General features: G+C 65.6%; 17 protein-coding genes and 1 tRNA gene. 9 read left to right on the top strand and 9 right to left on the bottom strand.

Annotated features, from left to right (window positions below):
* Positions 1 to 89: 89 nt before the first annotated feature.
* From ADAD_RS0113050 to ADAD_RS0113015, 8 genes are all read left to right on the top strand, one after another.
* On the top strand, positions 90 to 2,255 hold the full coding sequence (locus tag ADAD_RS0113050) for a S46 family peptidase (protein WP_010414558.1): 2,166 nt from the start codon (positions 90 to 92) through the stop codon (positions 2,253 to 2,255).
* Between the two features lie 155 nt (positions 2,256 to 2,410).
* Entirely contained in the window at positions 2,411 to 3,586 is a 1,176-nt protein-coding gene (locus ADAD_RS0113045; protein ID WP_010414557.1) for a GGDEF domain-containing protein, read from the top strand.
* 90 nt (positions 3,587 to 3,676) lie between these two features.
* Positions 3,677 to 5,164 carry a cytochrome ubiquinol oxidase subunit I gene (locus tag ADAD_RS0113040; RefSeq protein ID WP_010414555.1) on the top strand — a complete coding sequence of 496 codons (1,488 nt, stop codon included), beginning with the start codon at positions 3,677 to 3,679 and terminating at the stop codon, positions 5,162 to 5,164.
* Positions 5,161 to 6,159 (top strand): cytochrome d ubiquinol oxidase subunit II, encoded by a 999-nt coding sequence (cydB, locus tag ADAD_RS0113035; protein ID WP_010414553.1) that lies wholly within the window; start codon positions 5,161 to 5,163, stop codon positions 6,157 to 6,159. Before ADAD_RS0113040 ends, cydB begins: the two co-directional genes overlap by 4 nt.
* A complete protein-coding gene (locus ADAD_RS16690; RefSeq protein WP_010414551.1) occupies positions 6,159 to 6,287 on the top strand; it encodes a DUF2474 domain-containing protein in 129 nt (42 codons plus the stop codon). The genes cydB and ADAD_RS16690 overlap by 1 nt, the downstream gene beginning before the upstream one ends.
* A gap of 121 nt (positions 6,288 to 6,408) precedes the next feature.
* Positions 6,409 to 7,899, top strand: coding sequence for an efflux transporter outer membrane subunit (locus tag ADAD_RS0113025; protein ID WP_237700826.1), 1,491 nt, complete (start codon positions 6,409 to 6,411; stop codon positions 7,897 to 7,899).
* A complete protein-coding gene (locus tag ADAD_RS0113020) occupies positions 7,896 to 9,227 on the top strand; it encodes an efflux RND transporter periplasmic adaptor subunit (protein WP_010414549.1) in 1,332 nt (443 codons plus the stop codon). Before ADAD_RS0113025 ends, ADAD_RS0113020 begins: the two co-directional genes overlap by 4 nt.
* On the top strand, positions 9,220 to 12,504 hold the full coding sequence (locus ADAD_RS0113015) for an efflux RND transporter permease subunit (RefSeq protein WP_010414548.1): 3,285 nt from the start codon (positions 9,220 to 9,222) through the stop codon (positions 12,502 to 12,504). Before ADAD_RS0113020 ends, ADAD_RS0113015 begins: the two co-directional genes overlap by 8 nt.
* Positions 12,505 to 12,530: 26 nt before the next feature.
* On the opposite strand, the gene ADAD_RS0113010 is transcribed toward ADAD_RS0113015, so the two are convergent.
* From ADAD_RS0113010 to ADAD_RS0113000, 3 genes are all read right to left on the bottom strand, one after another.
* Positions 12,531 to 12,725, bottom strand: coding sequence for a PEP-CTERM sorting domain-containing protein (locus ADAD_RS0113010; protein ID WP_010414547.1), 195 nt, complete (start codon positions 12,723 to 12,725; stop codon positions 12,531 to 12,533).
* A 102-nt stretch (positions 12,726 to 12,827) separates the two neighbouring features.
* Positions 12,828 to 17,348: a glutamate synthase large subunit gene (gene gltB / locus ADAD_RS0113005; protein WP_010414546.1), complete on the bottom strand. Its 4,521-nt coding sequence runs from the start codon at positions 17,346 to 17,348 to the stop codon at positions 12,828 to 12,830.
* Positions 17,345 to 18,784 carry an NAD(P)-dependent oxidoreductase gene (locus tag ADAD_RS0113000; RefSeq protein ID WP_029140132.1) on the bottom strand — a complete coding sequence of 480 codons (1,440 nt, stop codon included), beginning with the start codon at positions 18,782 to 18,784 and terminating at the stop codon, positions 17,345 to 17,347. Before ADAD_RS0113000 ends, gltB begins: the two co-directional genes overlap by 4 nt.
* A 227-nt stretch (positions 18,785 to 19,011) precedes the next feature.
* On the opposite strand from ADAD_RS0113000, the gene ADAD_RS0112995 reads away from it, so the two are divergent.
* Positions 19,012 to 20,856 (top strand): gamma-glutamyltransferase family protein, encoded by a 1,845-nt coding sequence (locus ADAD_RS0112995; RefSeq protein ID WP_010414541.1) that lies wholly within the window; start codon positions 19,012 to 19,014, stop codon positions 20,854 to 20,856.
* 72 nt (positions 20,857 to 20,928) lie between these two features.
* Here ADAD_RS0112995 and ADAD_RS0112990 read toward each other — a convergent pair whose 3' ends face one another.
* The 6 genes from ADAD_RS0112990 to ADAD_RS0112965 all read right to left on the bottom strand — a co-directional run bounded on the left by ADAD_RS0112990 (position 20,929) and on the right by ADAD_RS0112965 (position 24,870).
* Positions 20,929 to 21,669: a hypothetical protein gene (locus ADAD_RS0112990; RefSeq protein ID WP_158005194.1), complete on the bottom strand. Its 741-nt coding sequence runs from the start codon at positions 21,667 to 21,669 to the stop codon at positions 20,929 to 20,931.
* Between the two features lie 107 nt (positions 21,670 to 21,776).
* Positions 21,777 to 21,852 (bottom strand) — tRNA-Lys (locus ADAD_RS0112985).
* On the bottom strand, positions 21,843 to 22,352 hold the full coding sequence (folK, locus tag ADAD_RS16685) for a 2-amino-4-hydroxy-6-hydroxymethyldihydropteridine diphosphokinase (RefSeq protein ID WP_029140131.1): 510 nt from the start codon (positions 22,350 to 22,352) through the stop codon (positions 21,843 to 21,845). Before folK ends, ADAD_RS0112985 begins: the two co-directional genes overlap by 10 nt.
* A 1-nt stretch (position 22,353) precedes the next feature.
* Positions 22,354 to 23,205, bottom strand: a complete 852-nt coding sequence (gene aguB, locus ADAD_RS0112975; RefSeq protein WP_010414534.1) for an N-carbamoylputrescine amidase — start codon at positions 23,203 to 23,205, stop codon at positions 22,354 to 22,356.
* Positions 23,206 to 23,214: 9 nt separating this feature from the next.
* The gene (locus tag ADAD_RS0112970; protein WP_010414531.1) at positions 23,215 to 23,967 is read right to left on the bottom strand and encodes an SIMPL domain-containing protein; all 753 of its coding nucleotides are present in this window, start codon (positions 23,965 to 23,967) and stop codon (positions 23,215 to 23,217) included.
* Between the two features lie 63 nt (positions 23,968 to 24,030).
* On the bottom strand, positions 24,031 to 24,870 hold the full coding sequence (locus ADAD_RS0112965; protein ID WP_010414528.1) for a class I SAM-dependent methyltransferase: 840 nt from the start codon (positions 24,868 to 24,870) through the stop codon (positions 24,031 to 24,033).
* Between the last annotated feature and the right edge of the window lie 65 nt (positions 24,871 to 24,935).

Genomic DNA, 24,935 nt, shown 5'->3' with positions numbered 1-24,935 from the left:
CGCTTGCGTTGCCGCGCGCGGGAGAATAGCACGTGACACTATTACATCGGCATGATGCCGTGCCGATTGCAAATTTCCAGGGGACCCCAATGCGTACCAGAACCTTCACCCTCGCCGTCCTGCTGGCGAGCGTCGCAGCGCAGCCGCTTGCCGCCAAGGAAGGCATGTTCACGCCCGAACAGCTGCCCGAAATCTCGGACGACCTGCGCGAAGCTGGGCTGGAACTCGATCCCGAAGCGCTGTCCGACCTGACCGGTTTCCCCATGGGCGCAGTCGTATCGCTGGGCGGCTGTTCGGCCAGCTTCGTCTCGCCGCAGGGCCTCGTGGTGACCAATCACCACTGCGCGCGCGGATCGGTCCAGTACAATTCCACCGCCGAGAACAATTATCTCGAAAACGGCTTCCTGGCGAAGACCATGGGCGCCGAACTTCCCGCCGCCCCGGGTTCGCGCATCTACGTGACCACGGCGTTCAGCGATGTGACCCAGCGCGTGCGCGAGGGAACCGAGGCCCTGACCCCGAACGAACGCTACGACACGGTCGAACAGCGCATGAAGGACATCACCGCCGAGTGCGAGGAAGATGCCGGCTACCGCTGCCGGGTGGCGAGCTATTACGGGGGCGCGGAATACAAGCTGATCAAGCAGCTCGAGGTGAAGGACGTCCGGCTGGTCTACGCTCCGGCCGATTCGATCGGGAAGTATGGCGGCGACGTCGATAACTGGATGTGGCCGCGCCACACCGGCGACTTCTCCTTCTACCGCGCCTATGTCGCGCCCGATGGCTCCTCCGCCGAATATGCCGAGGAGAACGTGCCCTACGCGCCCGACCATCACCTGAAGGTGAGCGCGGCGGGCCTCGACGATGGCGATTTCGTGATGGTCGCGGGCTATCCCGGCTCGACCTCGCGCTACGCAATGCTCGCCGAAGTCGAGAATACGTTTGGCTGGCAGTACCCGACCTTCCAGACGCTGCTGACCGACTGGATCGACACGATCGAGACCGCTGCCCCCGAAGGATCCGACGCGCGCGTGAAGTACGAATCGCGCCTCGCCGGGCTCAACAATTACGAGAAGAACCTGCGCGGGCAGATCGAGGGCGCACGCCGCGTCGGCCTGATCGAACGTCGCCGCGAGCGTGAGGAAGCGCTGGCGGCATGGATCGCCGCCGATCCCGCACGCGCTGGCTACCGTACGGCGATTGCCGACCTTTCCGACCTCTCGCAGGAAAGTGCCACCGCCGCGCGCACCAGCTTCTGGTACGGAAACGCCACGCGCGCGCAGCTGCTGGGCGTGGCACAGCGCCTCTATCGCCTCGCCAAGGAGCGCGAGAAGCCCAATGCGCAGCGCGAATCCGGCTATCAGGAACGCGACATGGCCTTCTTCCGCCAGGGCCTGCAGGCGCTCGACCGGCGTTATGACGCGAGCGTCGACAAGGCCGAATGGAAGCTGTTCCTCGATGGCTATCTCGCCCAGCCCCAAGCCGAGCGCGTCGCCGTGTTCGACGAAGCGCTGGGGCTGACGGGTGTCGACGATGCCAAGCAGATCAATGCGATCCTCGACAGCTATTACGCGAACACCTCGCTCGACGAGAGCGAGACTCGCCTTGCGCTCATGGATGCAAGCGTCGCCGATCTGGAAGCGAGCAACGATCCCTTCATGCAGCTGGCAATCGCGCTCTACGATTACGAGCGCGGGCTGGAGAACGAAGGCGAGGAACGCGCCGGGCGCGCACTGGCGCTGCGCCCCGCCTACATGCAGGCGATCACGCAGTGGCAGCGTGAACAGGGCCAGCTGCCCTATCCCGATGCCAACTCCACGCTGCGGATCACCTTCGGCAACGTGATGGGCGGATCGCCCTTCGACGGGATGCAGTACCTGCCCTTCACCACGCTCGAAGGGATCACGCAGAAGGACACCGGCGAAGACCCGTTCAATGCGCCGGAGCGCCAGCTCGACCTTATCGAAGCGCAGGATTACGGCAGCTACGAGCTCGCCTCGATCGGCTCGGTGCCGGTGAACTACCTCTCCGACCTCGACGTGACCGGTGGCAACTCCGGCTCGGCCACGCTTAACGCACAGGGCGAACTGGTCGGCCTGCTGTTCGACGGCACGTTCGAAAGCGTGAACTCGGACTGGGATTTCGACCCGCGTACCACCCGCTCGATCCACGTCGACAGCCGCTACATGCTGTGGGTGATGGAAAAGGTCGACGGCGCGAGCAACCTGATCGAGGAAATGGACGTCGTCGAATAAGGGCCGAAACCCGAACGAACACGATGAGGGCGGCCTTCGGGTCGCCCTTTTTCGTATCCGCTGCCGGCGTTTATCGGGATTGCCGCCCACGCCGCCATCCCGCCGGACCTTCGCGCCTTTACCTTTCCTACGCAAAGGCGCGCTAAGTTGGCAGGATGACGTTCAACGATGAAGCAGCCCTGCTTTCGACGGTCAGGCCGCAAGGGCGGCTGCGGGCAGGCGCTGGCCCGCTCCCCTGGCTGATGCGGTGGGGGAGCAGAACCCCCCACGAACTGCGGCCGGCCATGTGCGGCGCGCTGCTTTCCTCGCCGGGTTCGGTGGTGCTGGGCGCTCTCAACGGTCTGTTCGTCGCGGGCCTCGCCCATTTCGCAATCGGCGGCACCGCATTCGCCATCATCATGATCGCCGAGGCGATACTCCTGGCCACCCGGCTCGTCAGCCTCAAACGGGTGAAGTCGATCCACGAGGCCGGTGGTGTCCCGGCGATCGACACGCCGATAACGCTGTCGATTATCTGGTGCAGCCTTCAGGGTGCGCTGTTCTTCTTCGCCATTCGAACCGGCAGCACCCCGCTGATGGTCCTGGCCGCCGCGCACTGCATGGGCCTGGTCGGCCCGCTATGCGCGCGCAATTATGCAGCACCACGGCTTGCCCTGCTGCTCGTCGGGCTGTGTGTCGCGCCTTTTGTCATCGGAGCAGCGAGTACGGGCGAGCCGCTTATGCTGGCCCTGGTTGTCCTCCTTCCCGGCTTCCTCCTCGGCGCGCTGCAGATCCTGGCGCAGTACCGCAGCGCGATGCTGGCCGCCCTCGGCGCGGAACTGATCAATGCCCAGCGCGCGCGGCACGATCCGCTGACCGGTCTGCTCAACCGTCACGGCCTCGAAGGTGTCATGAAAGACCTCTCCCGCAACCAAGTTTTTTCGCTCGTGTGCTTCGATCTGGACGGCTTCAAGCCCATCAACGACCGTTTCGGCCATGCGGCAGGCGATCGGCTGCTGTGCGAAGTCGGCGAGCGCATGCGCAATGCTCTGGCGGAAGGCCAGGTTCTGGCACGGATCGGCGGGGATGAGTTTCTCGCCCTGCTGCCGGGGCAGGGGGCCGAGGCAACCAATGCCAGGATTGAAGCCGTCATCGCCGCAGTCTCCGACACGCCCTATACGGTCGATGGGAAAGCCCTGGTGCAGATTGGTGTGACGGCGGGATTTGCCTGCTATCCCGACGATGCCACCGGCATTGCCGAGCTGCATGTGCTTGCCGACCGCGCGCTCTATGCCGCGAAGAAGGCTGGCAAGGGGTTCGGGACGCGCTACCAGCCATCGCTCGCCGCCTGAGGAAGCCTGCCCGCAGATGTTGCGTTAGACGCAACAGCCGGTGCCGAACCTACGCTGGAAGCGCGGTGGGCTTTGCTGTAGATCGCGGGAATGTTCGAAGGCACCGACGCAATCTTGCTAGCCCGAATCCAGTTCGCCTTCACGGTGAGCTTCCACTTCATTTTCCCGGCCTTTTCGATCGGGCTCGCGAGCTATCTCGCGGTGCTGGAAGGGCTGTGGCTCAAGACCGGCAAGCCGGTCTACATGGACCTGTTCAAGTACTGGCTGAAGATCTTCGCCATCGCCTTTGCCATGGGCGTCGTCTCCGGCATCGTCATGTCCTACCAGTTCGGCACCAACTGGTCGGTCTTCTCCGACGTGGCAGGCCCCGTCATCGGCCCGCTGATGGCCTACGAAGTGCTGACCGCCTTCTTCCTGGAGGCAGGCTTCCTCGGCGTGATGCTGTTCGGCATGAACCGGGTGGGCAAGAAGCTGCATTATGTGGCCACGCTGATGGTGGCAGGCGGCACCTTCATCAGCGCATTCTGGATCCTGTCGGTCAACAGCTGGATGCAGACGCCCGTAGGTTACGAAATCGGGGCGAATGGCCAGTTCCTTCCCGGTGACAGCTGGATGGAAATCATCTTCAATCCCAGCTTCCCCTACCGCCTCTTCCACACCGTTCTGGCCGCCTATCTGACAACCGCCTTTGTAGTCGGCGGCGTGGGCGCGTGGCATCTGCTGAAGGACCGCACCAACGGGCACGCGCGCAAGATGTTCTCCATGGCGATGTGGATGGCCGCGCTGGTGGTGCCGGTGCAGATCTTCGCGGGCGACCTGCACGGCCTCAACACGCTGGAGCATCAGCCGCAGAAGGTGATGGCGATGGAAGGCCATTACCAGAGCCACCCCGACGGCGCGCCACTGATCCTGTTCGGCATTCCCGACAGTGACGCGCGCGAGGTGAAATACGCGGTCGAGATTCCCAAGGCTTCCAGCCTGATCCTGAAGCACGACGCCGACGCCCCGCTCGATGGGCTCGACACCATTCCTGACGATGAAGAGCCGCCGGTCGGGATCGTCTTCTGGTCGTTCCGGATCATGGTCGGCCTGGGCTTTGCGATGCTGGGCGTGGGCCTGTGGAGCCTGATCGCGCGGTGGCGGGGCAAGCTGTATGACTGGCCATGGCTGCACAAGGCCGCGCTGGTGATGGGCCCATCCGGCTTCGTCGCCGTCATCGCCGGGTGGATCACCACCGAGGTCGGCCGCCAGCCCTACGTCATCTTCAACCTGCTGCGCACCGCCGACGCTGCGAGCCCGCTGGACGCGCCCGCGGTCGGCGCCTCGCTGATCGCCTTCGTGGTAGTCTATTTCGCGGTATTCGGCACCGGGACCTGGTATATCCTCAAACTGATGAGCCAGCCGCCGCATGCTCGTGAGACCGGCGTGAAGCGTGGCGATACCGGCCCGATCCGTACCGCCGGTATCACCCCCGGGCCCACGCAGGACCCGGGCAACCTGAGCCCGGATTCGCTCAGCTCGATCGAATATGTCGAGCCGCAGGATATCGAGCCCGCACGCAAGGAGGACGGCGAATGATCGACCTGACCGTCATCTGGGCCTTCATCATAGCCTTCGCCATCTTCGCCTATGTGGTGATGGACGGCTTCGATCTGGGCATCGGCATCCTCTTCCCCACCTTCGCGCCGGGGCGTGAGCGTGACCGGGCGATGAATTCCATCGCACCGGTGTGGGATGGTAACGAGACCTGGCTGGTGCTGGGCGGCGGCGGGCTGTTTGCCGCCTTCCCGCTGGCCTACGCGATCATCCTTCCGGCGACCTATCCGCTGATTATCGCCATGTTGCTGGGCCTCGTCTTCCGCGGCGTGGCGTTCGAATACCGCTGGCGCGATCCATCGCACCGGCGCTTCTGGGATGCCGCCTTCACCGGCGGTTCGCTGATCGCCACGATGGCGCAGGGCATGATCCTTGGCGCGCTGCTGCAGGGTATCGAGATCGACGGGCGCGCCTACGCGGGCAGCTGGTGGGACTGGCTGACGCCCTATACGCTGCTCACGGGCCTCGGCACGGTCGCGGGATATGCGCTGCTGGGCGCAACGTGGCTGGTCTGGAAGCTCGACGGCGAAGGGCAGGCCCATGCCCGCAAGCTCGGCAAGATTGCCGCGCTGGCAACGCTGGCGCTGATGGCGGGGGTCAGCCTGCTCAACCTGTTCGTCCGGCCCGAATATTCCGACCGCTGGCTGACGGCGCCCGAACTCTACTGGGTTGCACCGATTCCCATCGCCACGCTGATCGTCGCCGGGTTCATGTGGCACGCGCTGTCACGCGATCGCCACTCCAAGCCTTTCTGGCTGGCGCTGCTGCTGTTCTTCTTCGGCACGGCGGGCGTGGGTGTGACGATCTGGCCCTATGTCGCCCCGCCCGATCTCACCATCTGGGAAGCCGCCGCACCGGTGCGCAGCCAGGTCTTCATGCTGGTCGGCGTGGCGATCACCATGCCGCTCATCATCGCCTACACGGCATGGGCCTACTGGGTGTTTCGCGGCAAGGTGGGCGACGAAGGCTACCACTGATGCGCGACAGTGCAGCAGACGATGCCCCGCTGTGGAAACGCCTCGGCTGGATGGCGGCGATCTGGGCCATGAGTGTCGGCGCGCTCGGCATAGTCGCCTATATCCTGCGCTGGTGGCTGACACCCTGAAGCCGCCGGAGCGCCCCTTTCCGTCGCCAATCGAAACTTATTTGTCCGTTACCCTCGTCACGATCTGAATCGGAGGGTATCGAGGTGGACCATGCGCGGCGTGATTCCTCCATGGCTCCCGGTGGCATTCGTGGCCATCTCGCTGGCCGGATGCGCCAACCTCGCGCCCGACCGCGCTCAGCCCGAACTCACCGCTCAGATCCCGGCGGACTTTCCCAATAGCGAAAGCGTGGGCGACTATCGCCCCGAGGCATGGTGGACCGCGTTCGACGATCCGGTGCTGGACGCACTGGTGCGCGATGCCCTGGCCGACAATCTCGACATTGCGGAAGCATCCGCACGGGTTGCCCAGGCCGCAGCCCAGGCGCGGGTGGCTCGCTCCGCGCTGCTCCCGGGCATCAACGCCAGTGGCGACGCCAGCTATTCGAACACGCCACTGAGCGGAAGCGCCTTCGGCGGGCTCGCCGGAGGCGGTGGAGGCGGACAGCAGGGACCCACCCGGATCGAGAACGACAGCTATTCGCTCGGTCTTGGCGCCTCCTACGAGATCGACCTGTTCGGCCGCGCGCGCAACGACTTTGCCGCCGCGCGTGCCGATGCCATCGCCGCCGAGTACGACTATCGCAGCGTGCAGCTGGCTGCCGCCGCCGAAACGATCAGCACCTATTTCGAAATCGTCGACACGCGGCGTCAGATCGAGCTGACGCTGGAAACGATCGACCTTCTTGCCGAGCGGGCGACGCAGACCGAAGAGCGCTTCCGCCGCGGTCTGACCCAGAGCTTCGAACTGTATCAGGTGCAGCAGGACCAGCGGAATACGCAAGCCTCTCTGCCCCAGCAGGAAGCTGCGCTCGACGACGCGCATGGGCGGATGGCGCTGCTTGTCAGGCAGTACCCGCAAGCGATGGAAAGCCGGCTCGCCCGCCCTCTGACGCCTAGGCTGGTGTTCGAAGAGGTGCCCGCGGGCCTGCCCGCCGATCTGCTCGGCCAGCGGCCGGACGTCGCCGCTGCCTGGGCCCGGCTCGAGGCTGCGCGCGCTCGCGTCGGTGCACGGCGGGCAGAGCGCTTTCCCTCGATCACGCTGTCCGCCTCTCTCGGAACCCAGGGCGGCGACGTGGCCGGTGCGTTCGACATTGCGAACAACTGGGCGCTCAATCTGGCTGCCGGACTTACGGCGCCGATCTTCCAGGGCGGCCGCATCTCCGCCAATATCGAGGCGGCGCGCGCCGTCTACGATCAGCAGGCGGCCAATTACGCGCGCACCGTTCTGACCGCCTACCGCGAGGCAAACAGCGCGATCGAGGATTACGAAGAGAACCGGCAGCGCTATGCGCTGATCCTTGCCCAGCTAGAGGAAGCGCAATTTTCCGCCGACCTGCAGGCCCGCAGGTTTAAGGCCGGCATCGGCGACTACGTCAGCTATCTCGACGCACTGCGTGCGCTCTATCAGGTGGAAGCGGCGCTATCCTCCGCCGGGCGTGCCGTGGCCCTGTCGCGGCTCGGCGTGCACCGCGCGCTGGGCGGAGACTGGTCGCAGGGTCTCGCGCCGGAACCGGGCCGCTCCAATCCCGTCACCATGGTCCCCGCGCCGCAGGAAGGAACCCAGCCATGAGCCGTCAGCTCATCCTCGCCCTCGGAGTGCTGGGCGCAGCCGTCCTGATCGCCGTTCTTATGGTGACCTTGCGCCCCGAACCGGAGGAACAGGAACGCGTCGAGCAGGCCCCGCTGGTCGAAACCGTACCGTTCGAACAAGGCTCGGGCGCATTGGAAGTGCGCGGCAGCGGCACGGTCCAGCCGCGCGAGACCGTGACTTTGGGCGCGGAAGTCTCCGGCCGCCTGGTCTACGTCAATCCCGCGTTCCAGGAGGGGCGCATCGTCCCGCGCGGGGCCACGCTGTTCCGCGTCAATCCGGTCGACTACCAGAACCAGGTCCGCACCGCGCGCGCGGATGTCGCGGCGCAGGACGTGGCGGTGCTGCAGGCCCGCGAGGAGGTCGAGATCGCGCGCGACGAGTTGGAGCGGTTCGCCCAGCGCCAGCAGACGCGCGACGTGCTGCAGGCCGGGATCGACACCGATGATTACGCCGCGCGCATCCTTCCGCCCACGGTGCTTGCACGGCAGGCGTTCGGTGGGGATCGCAGCGACCCTGCTGCATCCGGACCCAGCCGTCTTGCGACTCGCGAGCCGCAGCTGCGCTCCGCCCAGGCCGCCCGCGAGCGCGCGGCCGCCAATCTGGAGGCGGCGCAACTGACCTTGTCGCGTACCCGCATCGCAGCGCCTTTCGGCAGCCTCGTGCAGGAAGAGAGCGCGGCGGTGGGCACGCTGGTCCAGCCCGGCCAGACGCTCGGCACGCTGGTGGCCACCGATGCCTTCGAGGTCCGCGTTGCGCTGACCGAAGACGAGGCAGCGCTGATCCCCTCGCTACTGCGCCCGGGCGCAGGCCGCATCCCGGCAAGCGTCTATTTCGAATATGGCGGGATCACCTACCGATGGGAGGCTTTCGTCGACCGCGCGGATCCGATCCTCGATCCCGAAACGCGCACGATCGACGTTTTCCTTCAGGTTCCGGGCCCCTTGCAGGCGGGCCAGCCGGTGGACGATGCGCAGGATGCCCCGCCGGGCCCTCCCCTGCTGCTGGGCAGTTTCGTCGAAGCGCGCATCGCGGGCGAAATCCCGGTACCGTTCGCGCGTATTCCGATCGATGCGCTGCGCCCCGGCAACGAGGTATGGGTGGCACGCGACGGACGCCTGCGCATCCTGCCCGTGCGCGTCATCCAGCGCACGGACGAGATCGCCTATGTCACCACGCCAAGCCTCGCGGTGGGCGGGCAGATCGTGACCAGCAATCTGCGCGCGCCGACCGACGGAATGCAGGTGCGGATGAATACGCGCACGCGCCCCTCGCCAGGTCCGACGCCGGAGCAATCGCGCGGTGAGTGATTCGCAGGCCAAGTCCGCAGCGGTCGACCGCTACGGCAACGAAGCGACCGACCGGGCGCGCGATCGCACCGGGCCGATTGCCTTCATGGCGCGCAACGGGGTGGCATCGAACCTGCTGCTCCTGCTGATGCTGATGGCGGGTTATTTTTCCTACACCACCATCGTGCAGGAAGTGTTCCCGGAGAACAGCCTGGATACGATCACTGTTTCGGTCACCTATCCCGGCGCAACGCCGGAGGAGATCGAGGAATCGATCCTGCTGAAGGTGGAAGAAGCGGTGGAGGCGATCGACGGAGTCGATCAGATTTCCTCGACCGCCTCCGAAGGCGGGGGCTCGGTCAATGTGGAGCTTGACCTGGGCACCGATATCGCCCGCGCTCTGGACGAGGTGAAGTCCGAGGTCGATCAGATACAGACCTTCCCGGAAGAGGCGGAGGAGCCCGATATCCGGGAACTGACCACCCGCCAGGTGGCATTGCGGATCGCGCTGTTCGGCGACGTGAACGAGCGGACGCTGAAGGAAACGGCCTATCGGCTGGAAGACGCCGCCGCCGCCCTTCCCGAAATCAGCTATGTCGAGACCTCGGCGGTTCGCAATTACGAGATTTACGCCGATGTGCCGCAATCGCGCCTGCGTGCGCTGGGTCTTTCGCTGCCGCAGCTGGCGCAGACGGTCGGGCAGTCCAGCCTCGACAGCCCGGCAGGCGCGATCGAGACCGATAGCGAAGAGGTGCGCGTGCGCACCATCGGCCAGAACTACGACCAGCAGGATTTCGAGAACATCGTCGTTCTCACCACCAGCGATGGTGCGACGCTGCGGCTGGGCGACATCGCGGAGGTTCGGGATGAGTTCGAGGATGCCGACCTCATCACCCGGTTCAATGACGAGCCGGTAGCCTTCGTGGATATCTATCGCACCAGCGACGAGCGCGTGCTGGATGTGGCGGGATCGGCCAAGACTCTGATCGCCGAAGACTTCGATCTGCCTCCCGGGGTGTCCTACGCCATCTGGGAAGACAGTTCCGAACTGCTGGAGGACCGTCTCAGCCTGCTGTTGCGGAATGCCGCGCTAGGCCTGGTTCTGGTTCTTGCCGCGCTGACACTGTTTCTGGACCTGCGCCTCGCGGCGTGGACGGCGGTGGGAATCGGCGCGACCTTTGTGGGTGCGATCTTCATCCTCGACTGGGCCGGATCGAGCATCAACATGTTCTCCCTGTTCGGCTTCATCCTGGCGCTGGGGCTGGTGGTCGATGACGCGGTGGTGGTCGGCGAGAACATCTATGCCGAGCGCGAGCGGGGCCGCACAGGGATCGGCGCGGCGATCGCCGGCGCGCAGCGCGTCAAGATTCCGGTGTTCTTTGCGGTGGCCACCACAGTCACCGCCTTTCTGCCGCTGCTGGCCGTAGGCGGTGTGATCGGCAAGATTCTGGCGGACATCCCGCTGGTGGTGATCGCCGTGCTCAGCCTTTCGCTGATCGAAGCGCTGTATGTGCTGCCCCATCACCTCAGCACCCTGCCCGATCCCGAACACAAGCCGGGCAACCCGGTCACGCGCTTCTTCGCGCGGGTACAAGCCTGGGTGGACGCGCGGTTCCAGACCTTCGTGAACGGGCCGCTCGACAGGGCACTGCGCTTCGTCGTCGCCATGCCCTATCTGATCGTGGCGAGCGGGGTCGCGTTGCTGGTCGTGTTCATGGCGATGATCCCGGGCGGCCTGATCAAGTTCTCCTTCTTCCCGGAGATCGAGGGTGACATCGTGGTCGCCGCGCTCGAAATGCCATCGGGCACCACGGTGGAACGCACTGCCGAAGTTACCGAGCGGATAGAAGCAGCCGCAGATCGCGCGATGGCGCGGTTCGCGGATCAGGACACGCCGACCGACGCTGCCGAAGCTGACGGTACGGCTGGCCCCACTTTCCTCGAGGCGGTGTACACCACGATAGGCCAGGCACGGTCCACGAATGGCCCGGGAGGGCCGCAGACCACGCTGCGACCGAACCTCGCCAATGTGCAACTCAGCCTTGTCCCTTCCGCTGAGCGGGATGTGTCTGCCGTCCAGATCGAAGAGGCATGGCGCGAGGAACTGGGGGAGGTGCCCGAGGCCCGTTCGCTGTCCATATCGTCTTCCCTGCTGGGCGTCGGAGCGCCCATCAATGTCCAGCTCAACCATCCCGACGATGCGGTGCTGGATCAGGCGGGCGACCGCCTGATGGCCGAACTGGGCCGTGTCAGCGGCGTCTTCGATCTGGAAAGCGATCAGGATGCCGGTCAGCAGGAAGTCGAGCTACGCCTGAAGCCCTCCGCCAGAACGCTAGGTGTCACGCTTCAGGACGTCGCCGGCCAGGTCCGCGCTGCCTTCTTCGGGGCCGAGGCCGTGCGCGTCCAGCGCGGGCGAGAGGACGTTCGCGTCTATATCCGCTTGCCGGAGGAAGAGCGCGACAGCATCGCCGACATCGAACGTTACCGCGTGCGCGTGCCGGGCGGCGAAGTCGCGCTGTCGAGCATAGCGGACGTATCCTTCGGCGAGGCGCCGTCGGTGATCCGCCGCGAGGACGGGCACCGGATTGCCACCATCACCGGCGATGTCGATGACGACACGATTACCGGGCAGGAAGTCGCGCAATTGCTGGACGAGAAGATCATGCCGGACCTGCAGGCGGATTACCCCGCGCTGCAATACGAGTTCGGCGGCGAGCAGGAAGAGCAGCAGGAAAGCTTCGGCGACCTGGGTCGTGCCTTCCTGCTGGCGCTGCTCGTGATATATGCACTGCTGGCGGTGCCGTTCCGCTCCTACATCCAGCCGCTGATCATCATGGCAGCGATCCCCTTCGGCATGATCGGCGCGCTCATCGGGCACCTTCTGCTCGGCATCCCTCTGGGCATCCTTTCGATGTTCGGGATCATCGCGCTGTCGGGCGTCATCATCAACGGCTCGCTGGTGATGATCGACTTCCTGAACGAGAATCTCGACAACGGGATGGAGCCCGAAGACGCGATGATCGAAGCGGCCAAATCACGCTTCAGGCCCGTGATGCTGACCGCGATCACCACCTTCCTGGGGGTAGCTCCGATCACTTTCGAGACCAGTCTGCAGGCACAGTTCCTGATCCCGATGTCCGCCAGCCTGGGCTTCGGCGTCCTGTTCGGGACCGCGCTGCTGATCCTGCTGATCCCCGCGCTGGCGATCATCCAGATGCGCGCCGCGGCCCGCGTTCAGCAATGGCGCGGCAAGGACCGCGCCCAGATCGATCATGGCGGAGAGCCGATGGCGCCGTGATTGGCGCGTCCCGGCTCTCCTCGCGTTCAGACGATCTTGCGGCGGACCAGGATCGCGCCGGCCGCAAGGCCGAACAGCAGAGCCACGGGCGGTGCGGGCACTTCGGTAGAGCCGCCACCACGCGTGCCGGTGGGCTCGCCCTCGGGCGGAGTGTTGTAAGCCGCAGCCGGGGTTGCGACAGCCATGATCGCGATACCGGCCAATCCCGTAAGCATTTTCATTGAAACCTCCTGCCAAATCACGCCGAATGACCTGCCAGTCCGGGCGCTATTGTCGAGGTCGTTCTGGAAGCGTGACCGAAATCGGCACGCTTCCAGAGCCAATTATTCCGCCGCTTCGACCGAGATGCTCTCGCCGTTGATCGGATGGTCGAGCTTGTCGAGCATGTCCTTCGGGCACACCTGCCACGTATGTGCCAGCGTCCCCTCCCAGTCGCGCAGCAGGGTCCGCGCAAAGTCGCTGCCGGTCAGTTCCACGTGGCGTTCGATCAGGCCACGCAGATGATCGTGCCAGTAATCGGTGGCGATCCGTTGCCACACAATCGATCCGGGGTTGGCCATGCGCTCGAACCGGTCGTCCGGGTCGAACACGAAAGCCATGCCTCCCGTCATCCCGGCCCCGAAATTGCTGCCGACCGGGCCTAGGATCACTGCCGTCCCGCCCGTCATGTACTCGCAGCCATTGGCGCCGCAGCCTTCGACCACGGCAGTCGCGCCCGAGTTGCGGACTGCGAACCGCTCGCCCGCCTTGCCCGAGGCGAACAGCGCGCCCGAGGTCGCGCCATAAAGCGCGGTGTTGCCGATGATGCCGTTGTGCTGACTTTCACGCGGGGCACCCTGGGGCGGATGCAGCACGATCTCCCCGCCCGACAGGCCCTTGCCGACATAGTCGTTGGCGTCGCCGGCAATCGTCAGACGGATCCCGCGCGCAAGGAACGCGCCGAGTGACTGGCCGGCATTGCCCGTCAGCCGCAGGTCGAGCGTGCCGTCGGGCAGGCCTTCGGGCCCATGACGAGTCACGATTTCCGACGAAAGCCGCGTGCCCACCGCGCGGTGAACATTGCGGACCGGATAGCTGAGCGTCAAACGCTCGCCCTTTTCCAGTGCCGCGCGCGCGTCTTCCAGAACCTCGCCATCGAGGCTGTCGGGCACGGGATTGCGATGTTCGGAGATGCTGAACACGCGCGGTTCGTCGGTCTGAACCTTCTGCAGGATCGGGTTGAGATCGAGATCGTCCAGATGCTCGGCACCGCGGCTGATCTGCCGCAACAGCTCGGTCCGCCCGATAACCTCGTCGAGCGAGGAAAAGCCCAGCTTGGCGAGGATACGGCGCACGTCCTCGGAGAGGAAATCCATCAGCTGGATCACCTTTTCGGGGCTTCCGCCAAACATCTTCCGCAGACGCGGGTCCTGCGTGCAGACCCCCACCGGGCAGGTGTTGGAGTGGCACTGGCGCACCATGATGCAGCCCATGGCCACCAGGCTCATCGTGCCGATGCCGAACTCCTCGGCCCCCAGGATCGCACCGATCACGATTTCGCGCCCGGTCTTGAGCCCGCCATCGACCCGTAGCTTCACCTTGTGGCGCAAGCCATTGAGCGCGAGCACCTGGTTCACTTCTGCGAGGCCCATTTCCCAGGGCGTACCGGCGAACTTGATGCTGGTCTGCGGGCTGGCACCGGTTCCGCCGGTGTGACCCGAAATCAGGATCGCGTCCGCGTGCGCCTTGGCGACGCCGGCTGCGATGGTCCCGATACCCGCCGCGCTGACCAGCTTCACGCACACGCGGGCGCGCGGGTTGATCTGCTTGAGGTCGTAGATCAGCTGCGCGAGGTCTTCGATCGAGTAGATGTCGTGGTGCGGCGGAGGCGAAATCAGCGTCACCCCGGGCGTCGAGTGACGCAGCTTGGCGATCACTTCATCCACCTTGAAGCCGGGCAGCTGCCCGCCCTCGCCCGGCTTGGCGCCTTGGGCGACCTTGATTTCGATCTCTTCGCAATTGTTGAGGTAGTGCGCGGTGACGCCGAAGCGCCCACTGGCCACCTGTTTGACCCCGCTATTGGCGAGGTCGCCATTGGCGCGCGGCGTGAAGCGCTCTGCGGATTCGCCGCCTTCGCCCGAAACGGCCTTCGCGCCGATGCGGTTCATGGCAATGGCGAGCGTTTCGTGCGCCTCCGGCGACAGCGCACCAAGGCTCATCCCCGGTGTCAGGAACCGCGTGCGGATCTTCTCTATCGGCTCCACCTTGTCCAGCGGCAGAGGCTCGTCGGCTTCGTCGATACCCAGAAGATCGCGCAGGTAGATCGGGTGCTGGTTCTCCACCACGTCGACGAACCGGCGCCACTGCTTCTCGTTGCCGGTCGCGCATGCGGTCTGCAGCGCGTGCATCCCGTCCGCGCTCCAGGCATGCACTTCCTCGCCCGAACGCTGGCGATAGAAGCCGCCGATGGGCAACTGCGCATCGCGCACCGCGTAGGCAAGCCGATGCCGGTCCGACGCGCTGAGGAACAGGGATTCGTACCCTTCGCCGGAAATCTTGTTGGGCATGCCGGGGAACAGGTCCGCCGTGATCGCACGGCTGAGGCCGACCGCCTCGAAATTGTAGCCGCCGCGATAGCTGGAGATCACGGAAATCCCCATCTTGGCCATGATCTTCAGCAGGCCGTCTTCCAGCGAAACACGGAAATTGGCGAGCGCCTGTTCGCGGCTGATGTCGCCGTACAACCCGCGCTCGTGCCGGGATAGCAGCGCGGCCTCGACGAGGTAGGGGTTCACCGTGGTCGCGCCCACACCGATCAGCACCGCGAGCGTGTGCGTATCGAGGCATTCGGCCGAGCGGACATTGACCGAGGTGAAGCTGCGCAGGCCGACGCGGGTCAGGTGGGTGTGAACCGCCGCCGCGGCCAGAATCATCGGCACGCCGATCCGATCGGGCCCCGTGGCCTCGTCGGTCAGGAAAATCTCCGCCTTGCCGTCGCGCACCAGCGCTTCGGCCTCGTTGCGGATCCGCTCTATGGCCAGCCGCAGATCGACCGGCTTGCCGGGTGCATCGAAGGTGCAGTCTATCTCGCCGATGGTATCGCCGAAGCCTGCGCGCAGGCGCGCCCAGTCGCGCGAGGTGAGGATGGGACTTTCGAGGACCAGAACATTGTCGTTCTGGTCGTCTTCCTCGAGGATGTTGGCCAGGTTCGCGAAGCGTGTTCGCAGGCTCATCACATGCCGTTCGCGCAAGCTGTCGATCGGCGGGTTCGTGACCTGCGCGAAGTTCTGGCGGAAGAACTGGCTGACGCTGCGCGGCTTGTCGCTGATGACGGCCAGCGGCGTGTCGTCGCCCATGGAGCCAATGGCTTCCTTGCCGTCGAGCGCCATCGCATCGAGGATCAGCTCCATATCCTCGGTGGTCATGCCCGCTGCGGTCAGGCGCCGACTGAGATCGTCGCCCTCAAAGGAAGGCGCGGCATTTTCCGGTGGATCGGGCAGATCGTCGATCCCGCGGAAGCCAGCAACCAGCGATTCGTAAGGCGCCTCGCGCGCGATGCGGGACTTCAGCTCCTCGTCGCGCAGAAGCTGGCCTTCCTCCAGGTCGATGGCAATCATCTGGCCCGGTCCCAGCCGGCCTTTTTCGACCACCTGGCTATCTTCCAGCGACACCATCCCGCTTTCGGAACCGACCACAAGCAGGCCATCATCGGTCAGGTTGAAAGCCAGCGGGCGCAGTGCATTGCGGTCCAGCCCGGCAACCGCCCAGCGGCCGTCGGTCATGGCGAGTGCGGCGGGCCCATCCCACGGCTCCATCACCGAAGCCATGTACTGATACATCGCGCGGGTTTCGTCCGGCATGTCGGGCGAAGCCTGCCACGCTTCGGGCACCAGCATGGACTTGGCGGTGGGCATCGCCTTGCCGGAGCGCACCAGCAGTTCGATGGCCGCATCGAGGCTGGCCGTATCCGACGCACCGACCGGGATCACCGGCTTGATGTCTTCCGCCGTGCCCCCGAAGGACAGGCTCGCCATCTTGATCTCGTGCGTGCGCATCCAGTTCTTGTTGCCGCGGATCGTGTTGATCTCGCCATTATGCGCCAGCGTGCGGAAAGGCTGGGCCAGCCACCACTGCGGGAAGGTGTTGGTGGAATAGCGCTGGTGCAGGATCGCCATCCGGCTGGTGAACAGCGGGTCCATGACGTCCGGATAGAACGTCGGCAGACTTTCCGCGAGGAACAGGCCCTTGTAGACGATCGAACGGGCCGACAGCGAGGCGATGTAGAAGCCCTGCAACTGGGCCTCCACGATCCGCCGCTCGATCCGCCGCCGCACGACGTAAAGCTGCTTTTCGAATTCGTCGATCGACTGCACGTCAGGCTCGGGCCCGGCGATCAGGACCTGTTCGATCTCGGGCCGCGTCTCGCGCGCCTTGCGCCCGATCACCGAAATGTCGACCGGCACCTGCCGCCAGCCGTAGACGAACAGCCCGGCGCGGATCAGTTCCGCTTCCACGATAGTGCGGCAGGCATCCTGCCCGCCCAGATCGGTGCGCGGCAGGAAGATCACGCCGACCGCCAGCCGGCCGTCGCGCACGTCGTGCCCGCTGGCGTGAATCGCGCTGGTGAAGAAATCGACCGGCAGATCGAGCAGCAGGCCTGCCCCGTCGCCGGTCTTGCCGTCGGCATCCACCGCGCCGCGGTGCCAGATGGAGGACAGCGCATCGATCGCCGCATCCACCACCCGCCGCGTCGGCTTGCCCGACACCTCGCCGATCAGCCCGACGCCGCAGGCATCGTGCTCGCTATCGGCATGGTACATTCCTTCCGCCGCGAGGCGGAGCGCTTCCAGTTCCTGCTTGGTCATGCTGCTGCTGCGCTCGGCTTGCGTTCGGCGGCGAGATAGGTCTCGATATGCTCGGCCACGTCGCGCCCGTCGCGTACGGCCCACACCACCAGGCTGGCGCCGCGCGCAATATCGCCACCCGCGAATACGCCGGGGAGCGAGGTCATCATGTTTTCATCGCACTCCAGCGTGCCCCACTGGTCCACGTTCAGGCCGGTCTCTCCGAAGATCGCCGGAAGCGGCTCCGGCTCGAAGCCGAGCGCCAGGATCACCAGATCGGCGTCGAGCGCAAAGCTGCTGGAGGGGTCGACCACCGGGCGGCGACGACCATCGGCGTCGGGTTCGCCCAGCTGCATGCGATTGGCCTGCACCTTCTCTGCCCGCTCGCCCCCCTCGATTGAGGCGGGGCCGGAAAGCCACAGGAATTCGACGCCCTCTTCCTCCGCGTGCGCCACTTCGGTGCGGCTGCCGGGCATGTTTTCCCGGTCGCGGCGATAGAGGCACTTCACGCTGGCCGCGCCCTGGCGCACGGCGGTGCGCACGCAGTCCATCGCAGTGTCGCCCCCGCCGATCACGACCACGTTGCGATCCTTGGCGAGCAGGCTGCCATCGGCGTGCGCTGCGACTTCGTCCCCCAGCCCGCTGCGGTTGGACGCAGTCAGGAAATCGATTGCGCGGATCACGCCGTTCTTGTCCGCGCCGTCCACCGTCAGCTCGCGCGACTGGTACACGCCCGTTGCGACGAAGATGGCATCGTGGCGCTCGCGCAGTTCGGACAGGGTCACATCTGCGCCCACCTCGACTCCGCGATGAATGTGGATGCCGCCTTCTTCGATCCGGGCGACGCGCCGGTCGACCACGCTCTTGTCCAGCTTGAAGTTGGGAATGCCGTAGATCAGCAGGCCGCCTGCGCGGTCGTGCCGGTCGTACACGTGCACCTCGTGGCCCGCACGGCGCAGGTATTCGGCTGCGGTCAGCCCGGCGGGGCCAGCCCCGATGATGCCGACCGACTGCCCGGTTGCAGGGCCCGGCTCGATCGGGCGAACCCAGCCTTCCTTCCACGCATTGTCGCCGAGATATTTCTCGACGCTGCCGATGGTGACGGCACCATGGCCAGAGAACTCGATCACGCAATTGCCTTCGCACAGGCGATCCTGCGGGCAGATGCGGCCGCAGATTTCAGGCATGGTGGAAGTGCGTGCAGACAGGTCGTAGGCTTCGCGCAGGCGGCCTTCCGCGGTCAGGCGCAGCCAGTCGGGAATGTGATTGTGCAGCGGACAATGCGATTGGCAGTAGGGCACGCCGCATTGCGAGCAGCGGCCCGCCTGGCGCTGCGCCTCTTCGTCCGCGAAAGGCGCGCCGATCTCCAGGAAGTCGGCGCGACGGCTTTCGGGGTCGCGCTTGGCCGGATAGGCCTGCTCGCGCTCGACGAATTTATTGGTTGAATTACGTTCTATCGGACCGGCCCAGTTTCAAGCGTCAAGATTAGCGTTTCGGAAAGTCTGCGCCCCCTCCGGCGCATCCTTATAATAGCATTGGCCATGGCACGCGAAATTTCAATGCGAAATGTTGCGCGTGCGAAGGTCGGGACCAAAGCTGGCCTGCTTGTTGTTGCATCGCGACCTTTTGTAAACCCCACCCATGCCCTAGCCTGCGTCCACAGGCCTTACGAAGGAGAGGTGTCGTGCGACCTATTTCGACTTTCCTGGCGGCAAGCGCGCTTATCGCCTGCCCCGCCCTCGCCCAGGAGGCCACGCCGCCTGCGATCAACACCGCCGACACGACGGAGGAGGCGACACAGGCCATCGGCCCCGGCGCAAGGCCGGTCGGTGCGGACTGGAGCCGCTCTCCCGTTGCCGCTGCCAACGGCATGGCTGCGACCGCACATCCGCTCGCCACGCAGATCGCGCTCGATATCCTCAAGGCCGGAGGCAGCGCGGTTGATGCGGCGATTGCGGCCAATGCGGCGCTCGGCCTGATGGAGCCGACCGGCAACGGCATCGGCGGGGATCTGTTTGCAATCGTCTACGATCCGAAGACCGACCGGCTTTACGGCATCAACGGATCGGGCCGCAGCCCATCGGGCCAAACTCTTGCCCAGCTGAAAGAAAAGCTTGGGCCCGGTGCCACGGCGATTCCCCCGGTCGGCCCGCTGCCGATCACGATACCCGGCACCGTGGATGCCTGGTTCGACCTGCACGAGCGGTTCGGCAAGCTTTCCATGGCGGATAATCTTGCGCCCACGATTCGGTACGCGCGCGAAGGCCACCCGGTAGCCCCGGTGATTTCGATGTATCTGGAGCGCTCGCTGGCCGCCTACGAAGCGCGCCTCGAACGGTTCGATTTCGACTTCGAGAATGCCCGCGCGACCTGGTTCGCCGACGGCGATGCCCCCGAACCGGGAGAGATGTTCCGCAATCCCGATCTCGCCGACACGCTGGAACGGATCGCAGCCAATGGCCGCGACGAATACTACGAGGGCGAGACCGCGCGGATCATCGTGGACTATCTGCGCGAACAGGGCAGCGCCTTTACACTGGAAGATTTCGCCAGACACGACAGCGAATGGGTCGATGTATCCTGCGTCGGTTACCGCAAGGGCTACGAGCTGTGCGAGCTGCCGCCCAACGGGCAGGGCTTTGCCGCGCTGCAGATGGTCAACATCCTCAAGAACGTGGACCTTGCGCAGTGGGATCGCGGATCGCCGCAGGTCATCCATTACATCACCGAAGCGAAGCGTCTGGCGTTCGAGGATGTGGCGCGGTTTTACGCCGATCCGGATTTCGCGCCCGCGCCGGAAGGCCTGCTGAGCGACGCGTATGGCCGCGAACGCTTCGCCCTGATCGATCCTGCGCGGGCAACGCCCGCTTTCGGCCCCGGAAAGCCGATGCGCGAACCCAAGCTGGAGGGTGAAGGCGACACGACCTACCTGACCGTCGCCGACAGGGACGGGATGATGGTCAGCCTGATCCAGTCCAACTATCGCGGCATGGGCGGCGGGCTGGTCGCGCCGGGGCTGGGCTTCATGTTCCAGGACCGAGGCGAGCTGTTCAGCCTCGATCCCGCGCATCCCAATGCGTATGAGCCGAACAAGCGGCCATTCCACACGATCATTCCCGCCTTCGTGAAGAAGGACGGCAAGCCTTTCATGAGCTTCGGCCTGATGGGCGGCGGGATGCAGCCGCAGGGGCATGTGCAGATCCTCGTCAATCTGGTGGACTACGGCATGAACCTGCAGGAAGCTGGCGATGCCGCGCGGCTGATGCATGATGGCGGCCGCCAGCCGACCGACGCGCTGGCGGGCAGCCCGGCCGACAGTGTCGAGATCGACGATCTGGGCACGCTGATGGTCGAACCCGGTGTTCCTGTCGCCACGGTCGAGGCGCTGCGCACGATGGGCCACAAGGTGGAGGTGGAAACCACCGGCATTCCCTTCGGCGGCTACCAGGCGATCGCCCGCGACCCGGAAACCGGCGTCTATGTCGGTGCGACCGAGATGCGCAAGGACGGGCAGGCCAGCGGCTACTAGGAGCGCGGTGGTCGGGCTGGAGCCAGGCCCCGAGGGTGGCGACAAATTCCGCCCCGGGGGCTCCGGCGCCATCTAGAAGGAGAAAGAGGCCATCAGCATGAAGCCCGTCTCGTACTCGGTCTTGTAGCGGATCGCTGTCTCCCCGGCCGGCAGCGGCTGGTTGGCAACGATGCCGTCTCCCAGCAGCTGCGAGTTCGGATCGACGATCAGGCCCAGGCCGATGTTCAGGCTGCTGTTGGACTTGGCGTTGCGCCGCATGCCCACCATCACGCCGATGCCGAGCGAATCGATCACATCGTCCGAGCCGGGCTGGACGGAGACGAACGGCCCTACCCCATAAAGCGCTTTTTCGGAGTCCCCGGTGCCGAGCGGCCAGAAATGGTGAACCTCCAGCAGGACGCGCGCCTCGCCGTCCTGGCTTTCCGTTACCCGAACTATGTTGTTGACCAGTTCGGCATCCTTGACGCGGCTCTGCCCGCCCCAGTCGAGCGTGAACGCCACGCCGACGCCGAACTTGATCCCCATGAAGTCCTTGTCCGGCTGTTCGACGACAGTCGTCGTCCGGACCTGCTCGGCGGCATCGTCCTCTTCGCGTCCAGGCTCTGCTGCAGGAGATTCCTGAGGGCTGCCTTGAACATCGCCGGTCGCTCCACCCGGCACCACTGCCAGATCGGATCCGGCATCGCTGCGTACGGCCATCCTTTCGCGAATAGGAAGGTGTTCCTGCACCGGCACAGACGGCTCGACGCCAGGGCCATCTGCAAAAGATACGGGACTTGCGACCAGCAGGGCCGCGGCCAGTAAACTCGCCATCTTACTCCCCCCGAGTAGGTATGCGACCCGGAGAGGAGCTTGGACGCAATCTGCGCCCCTGTCAGTTCAGGGGCTCTACCTAGAGCGGCGCAAAATGGCGGGAAGGATGGTGAGCCGTGCTGGGTTCGAACCAGCGACCTACTGATTAAAAGTCAGTTGCTCTACCGACTGAGCTAACGGCCCGACCAAGCCGGCTCCCTAAGGAGGGGGCGCGGGCGGGTCAAGCGGGCCTGCAACTGGCGAAGACTCAACCCGGTATCCGGATCGCGCCACTCCGGCACGATGGCGGTTGCGGGGTCCAGCACAAAGGCGCGTTCCACCAGCCCGGGATGGGGGATGCGCAGGTCGCGCGCGTTCCACACTCCGCCCGACCACAGCACGATGTCGAGGTCCAGAACCCGGTCGCCCCATGCCCTGCCGCGCCTGCGTCCGAACTCGCGCTCCAGCAGCTTGAGCGCGCGCAGCAGGGCGGGCGGCGAGAGATCGCTTTCCAGCACCGCCACCGCGTTGGCGAAAATGCGCCGCGCCGGGCCGATCGGAGCGCTGTCGATCACCGCGCTGCGGACGCGCACGGTGCCCAGCGCCGACAGCTCCTCCATTGCCGCGAGCACGACCCCCCGCGGACCTCCGTAGACGCCATGCCGGCGGTTGGAACCGAGCGCGATGAGGTAGGCCTCGCTCAGGTCACACGTCCTGCGCCAGCCGACCGTAAAGCTCGGGCCGCCGGTCGCGGAAGAAGCCCATCCCTGCGCGGTGTTTCGCTGCGGTATCGAGGTCGAGCGTGGCGACCAGAACGCCATCTTCCTCGCGCCCGTACTCGACCAGCTTGTCGCCCCATTCGTTGGTGATGAAGCTGTGTCCGTAGAAGGCCTGCCCGTCTTCCACGCCGATCCGGTTGGACGCGATCACCGGCATGCAGTTCGACACGCTATGCCCCTGCATTGCGCGTTGCCACATGCGGCTGGTGTCGAATTCGGCGTCATAGGGTTCGGAGCCGATCGCGGTGGGATAGAAAAGCAGTTCCGCCCCCATCAGCGCCATCGCGCGCGCTGTTTCGGGATACCACTGGTCCCAGCATACGCCCACGCCGATCCGCGTTCCGAAGACATCCCACACCTTGAACCCGGTATTGCCGGGGCGGAAGTAGTACTTCTCCTCGTAGCCCGGCCCGTCGGGGATGTGGCTCTTGCGGTAGACGCCCATGATCTCGCCATCCGGGGCGATCATCGCGAGCGAGTTGTAGTGGTGCGGCCCATCCTTCTCGAAGAAGCTGGTCGGGATCGCCACGCCCAGCTTCCTGGCCAGCTTTGCCATTGCACGCACGTTGGAATGCTCGGCAGTAGGCGCGGCGCGGGCGAACAGCGCCTCGTCCTCCACCTTGCAGAAGTAGGGCCCATCGAACAGCTCGGGCGGCAGGACCACCTGCGCGCCGCGAGACGCCGCTTCCTCCACCAGGGAGGAAACCGCCTCGATATTCTCTGCCTCGTCCTGTGCGCCCAGCGCCAGCTGGAGCGCGGCTACGGTAATCTCACGCATGGCCGCCGGTTACTTGGGCACCAGCGCGAAGTCTACCTGCACGGAGACGCGGCTGGTCGTCTGGCCGGGCTGGATCACCCCGCCCGCCTGCTCTTCGGGCATGGCCTGCGTGCGCACCACCGGCGCCACGGGGGGCGGGGGCGGCGGCGGCGCGCCGGGAATGTACCGGCCACCCTGCGCGCCGCCGCCATCGCGGATGGTCAGGACGCGGGCGATCTCCATGTCGGCCGCATCGGCATAGGCCTGCGCGCGCGCCTTCGCGGCCTTGAAGGCCTCGCCATACGCAGTGTTGGCGGCCTTCTCGCTGTCGGAGATGCGCAGGTCCGGGCCGGAGAACACGTTCGCGCCCGCTTCGGTCGCCGCAGTCACCGCATCGCCCGCCTTCTCGATATCGCGCACGGTCACCGCGACGATGTTGTTCGCCTGGTACTGGCCCTTGCGGTCGCCGTACTGGATCCGCTGGATGCCCACGGTGCGCGTCTGGATATCGTCCGCAGGCACCCCCGCCTCGCGCAGCGCCGCCACGACTTCGCGGATATCCTCCGCATTGGCATCGCTGGCCGCCTTGCCGGTGCGAGCGAAGTTCTCGACCCCCACCTGGAAGAACGCCTCGTCGGGGCGGACTTCGGACTCACCCGTCGCGCTGACCGACAGGAGTGTCTCGTCGTGGTCGACCCCGCGCGGGTCGTAGGCTTCGTTGCAGGCGGCAAGCGCCAGCGGCGTCACGATCAGGGGCAGGCAGGTCTTTCGCACGGCAATCATCCCGTTGTTACGACGTCAAACCGCTCGCTTGACGACGCGCGAATGAACGCTGCCTGCATGCGCTCAGCGCTTCCTGAACAGCAGCGTCATCCGGTCGCTCTCGCCCACCGGCGCCGCATCGGCGACATTGCCGCTATTGCTTGGGGCGAGCGTCCACACGCCGCCTTCCCAGTTGGCGGGATCGGCGGGGTTGGCGTTGATGTCGCTCATCCCGACCAGCTCGAAGCCATGCGCCTCGACCAGCGCGATCACGTCTTCCTGCCGCAGATAGCCCTTGGAGCCATTGGTATAGTCGCCCGGCGCGTCTTCGTTCGCGCGGTGCTGCACGATGCCGAGCATCCCGTCGTCCTTCAGCATCGAGCGGATGCGGGTGAGTTCGGTATAAAGCACGCCCGAGCGCAGCAGGTTGTGCATTTCCCGGAAGATCAGCGCCCGGTCGACCGTGCCTTCCATCGTTTCGGGGACATCCTGCGAGGCATAGACGCTCATCGGCGCACCGATGAGGTTCCAGCTTGGCGAGACCTCCTGGAACTTGCCCGGCAGACCGCCGAAATACTCGCCGAAGCGGGCTGCATCCGCTGCCGCCGGATCGGGCGTCAGGCCGACATAGCGCCCTTCGCTGCCGAGGTAGGGCACCAGGATACGCGTGTACCAGCCGCCTGCGGGCATGTAGTCGACTACGGTCATCCCCGGCTTCACGCCGAAGAAGTCCAGCGTTTCGAACGGGTGGCGCCACTGGTCGCGTGCGGCGTCCTCACCACGAGCATCGGCGGCGATCGCCTCTTTCAGCGCGTGGTGGTGCGCATGGCTTTCGCCCATCATCGCACCGCCATGGTGATCGGCGAGAGCAGGCGTGGTTACGGTCAGCGCGGCAAGCGCGACAAGGCTGGTGAAACGGCGCATCGGATATTCTCCCCCGGAGTGATGTGTGCGGATCATTCTAGGGTGCTACCGAGGCATGGCAAGCT

Origin of the sequence: Citromicrobium sp. JLT1363 (assembly GCF_000186705.1) — a bacterium.
Lineage (GTDB): Bacteria > Pseudomonadota > Alphaproteobacteria > Sphingomonadales > Sphingomonadaceae > Alteriqipengyuania.
This window is presented reverse-complemented; position numbering and strand designations above follow the sequence as displayed.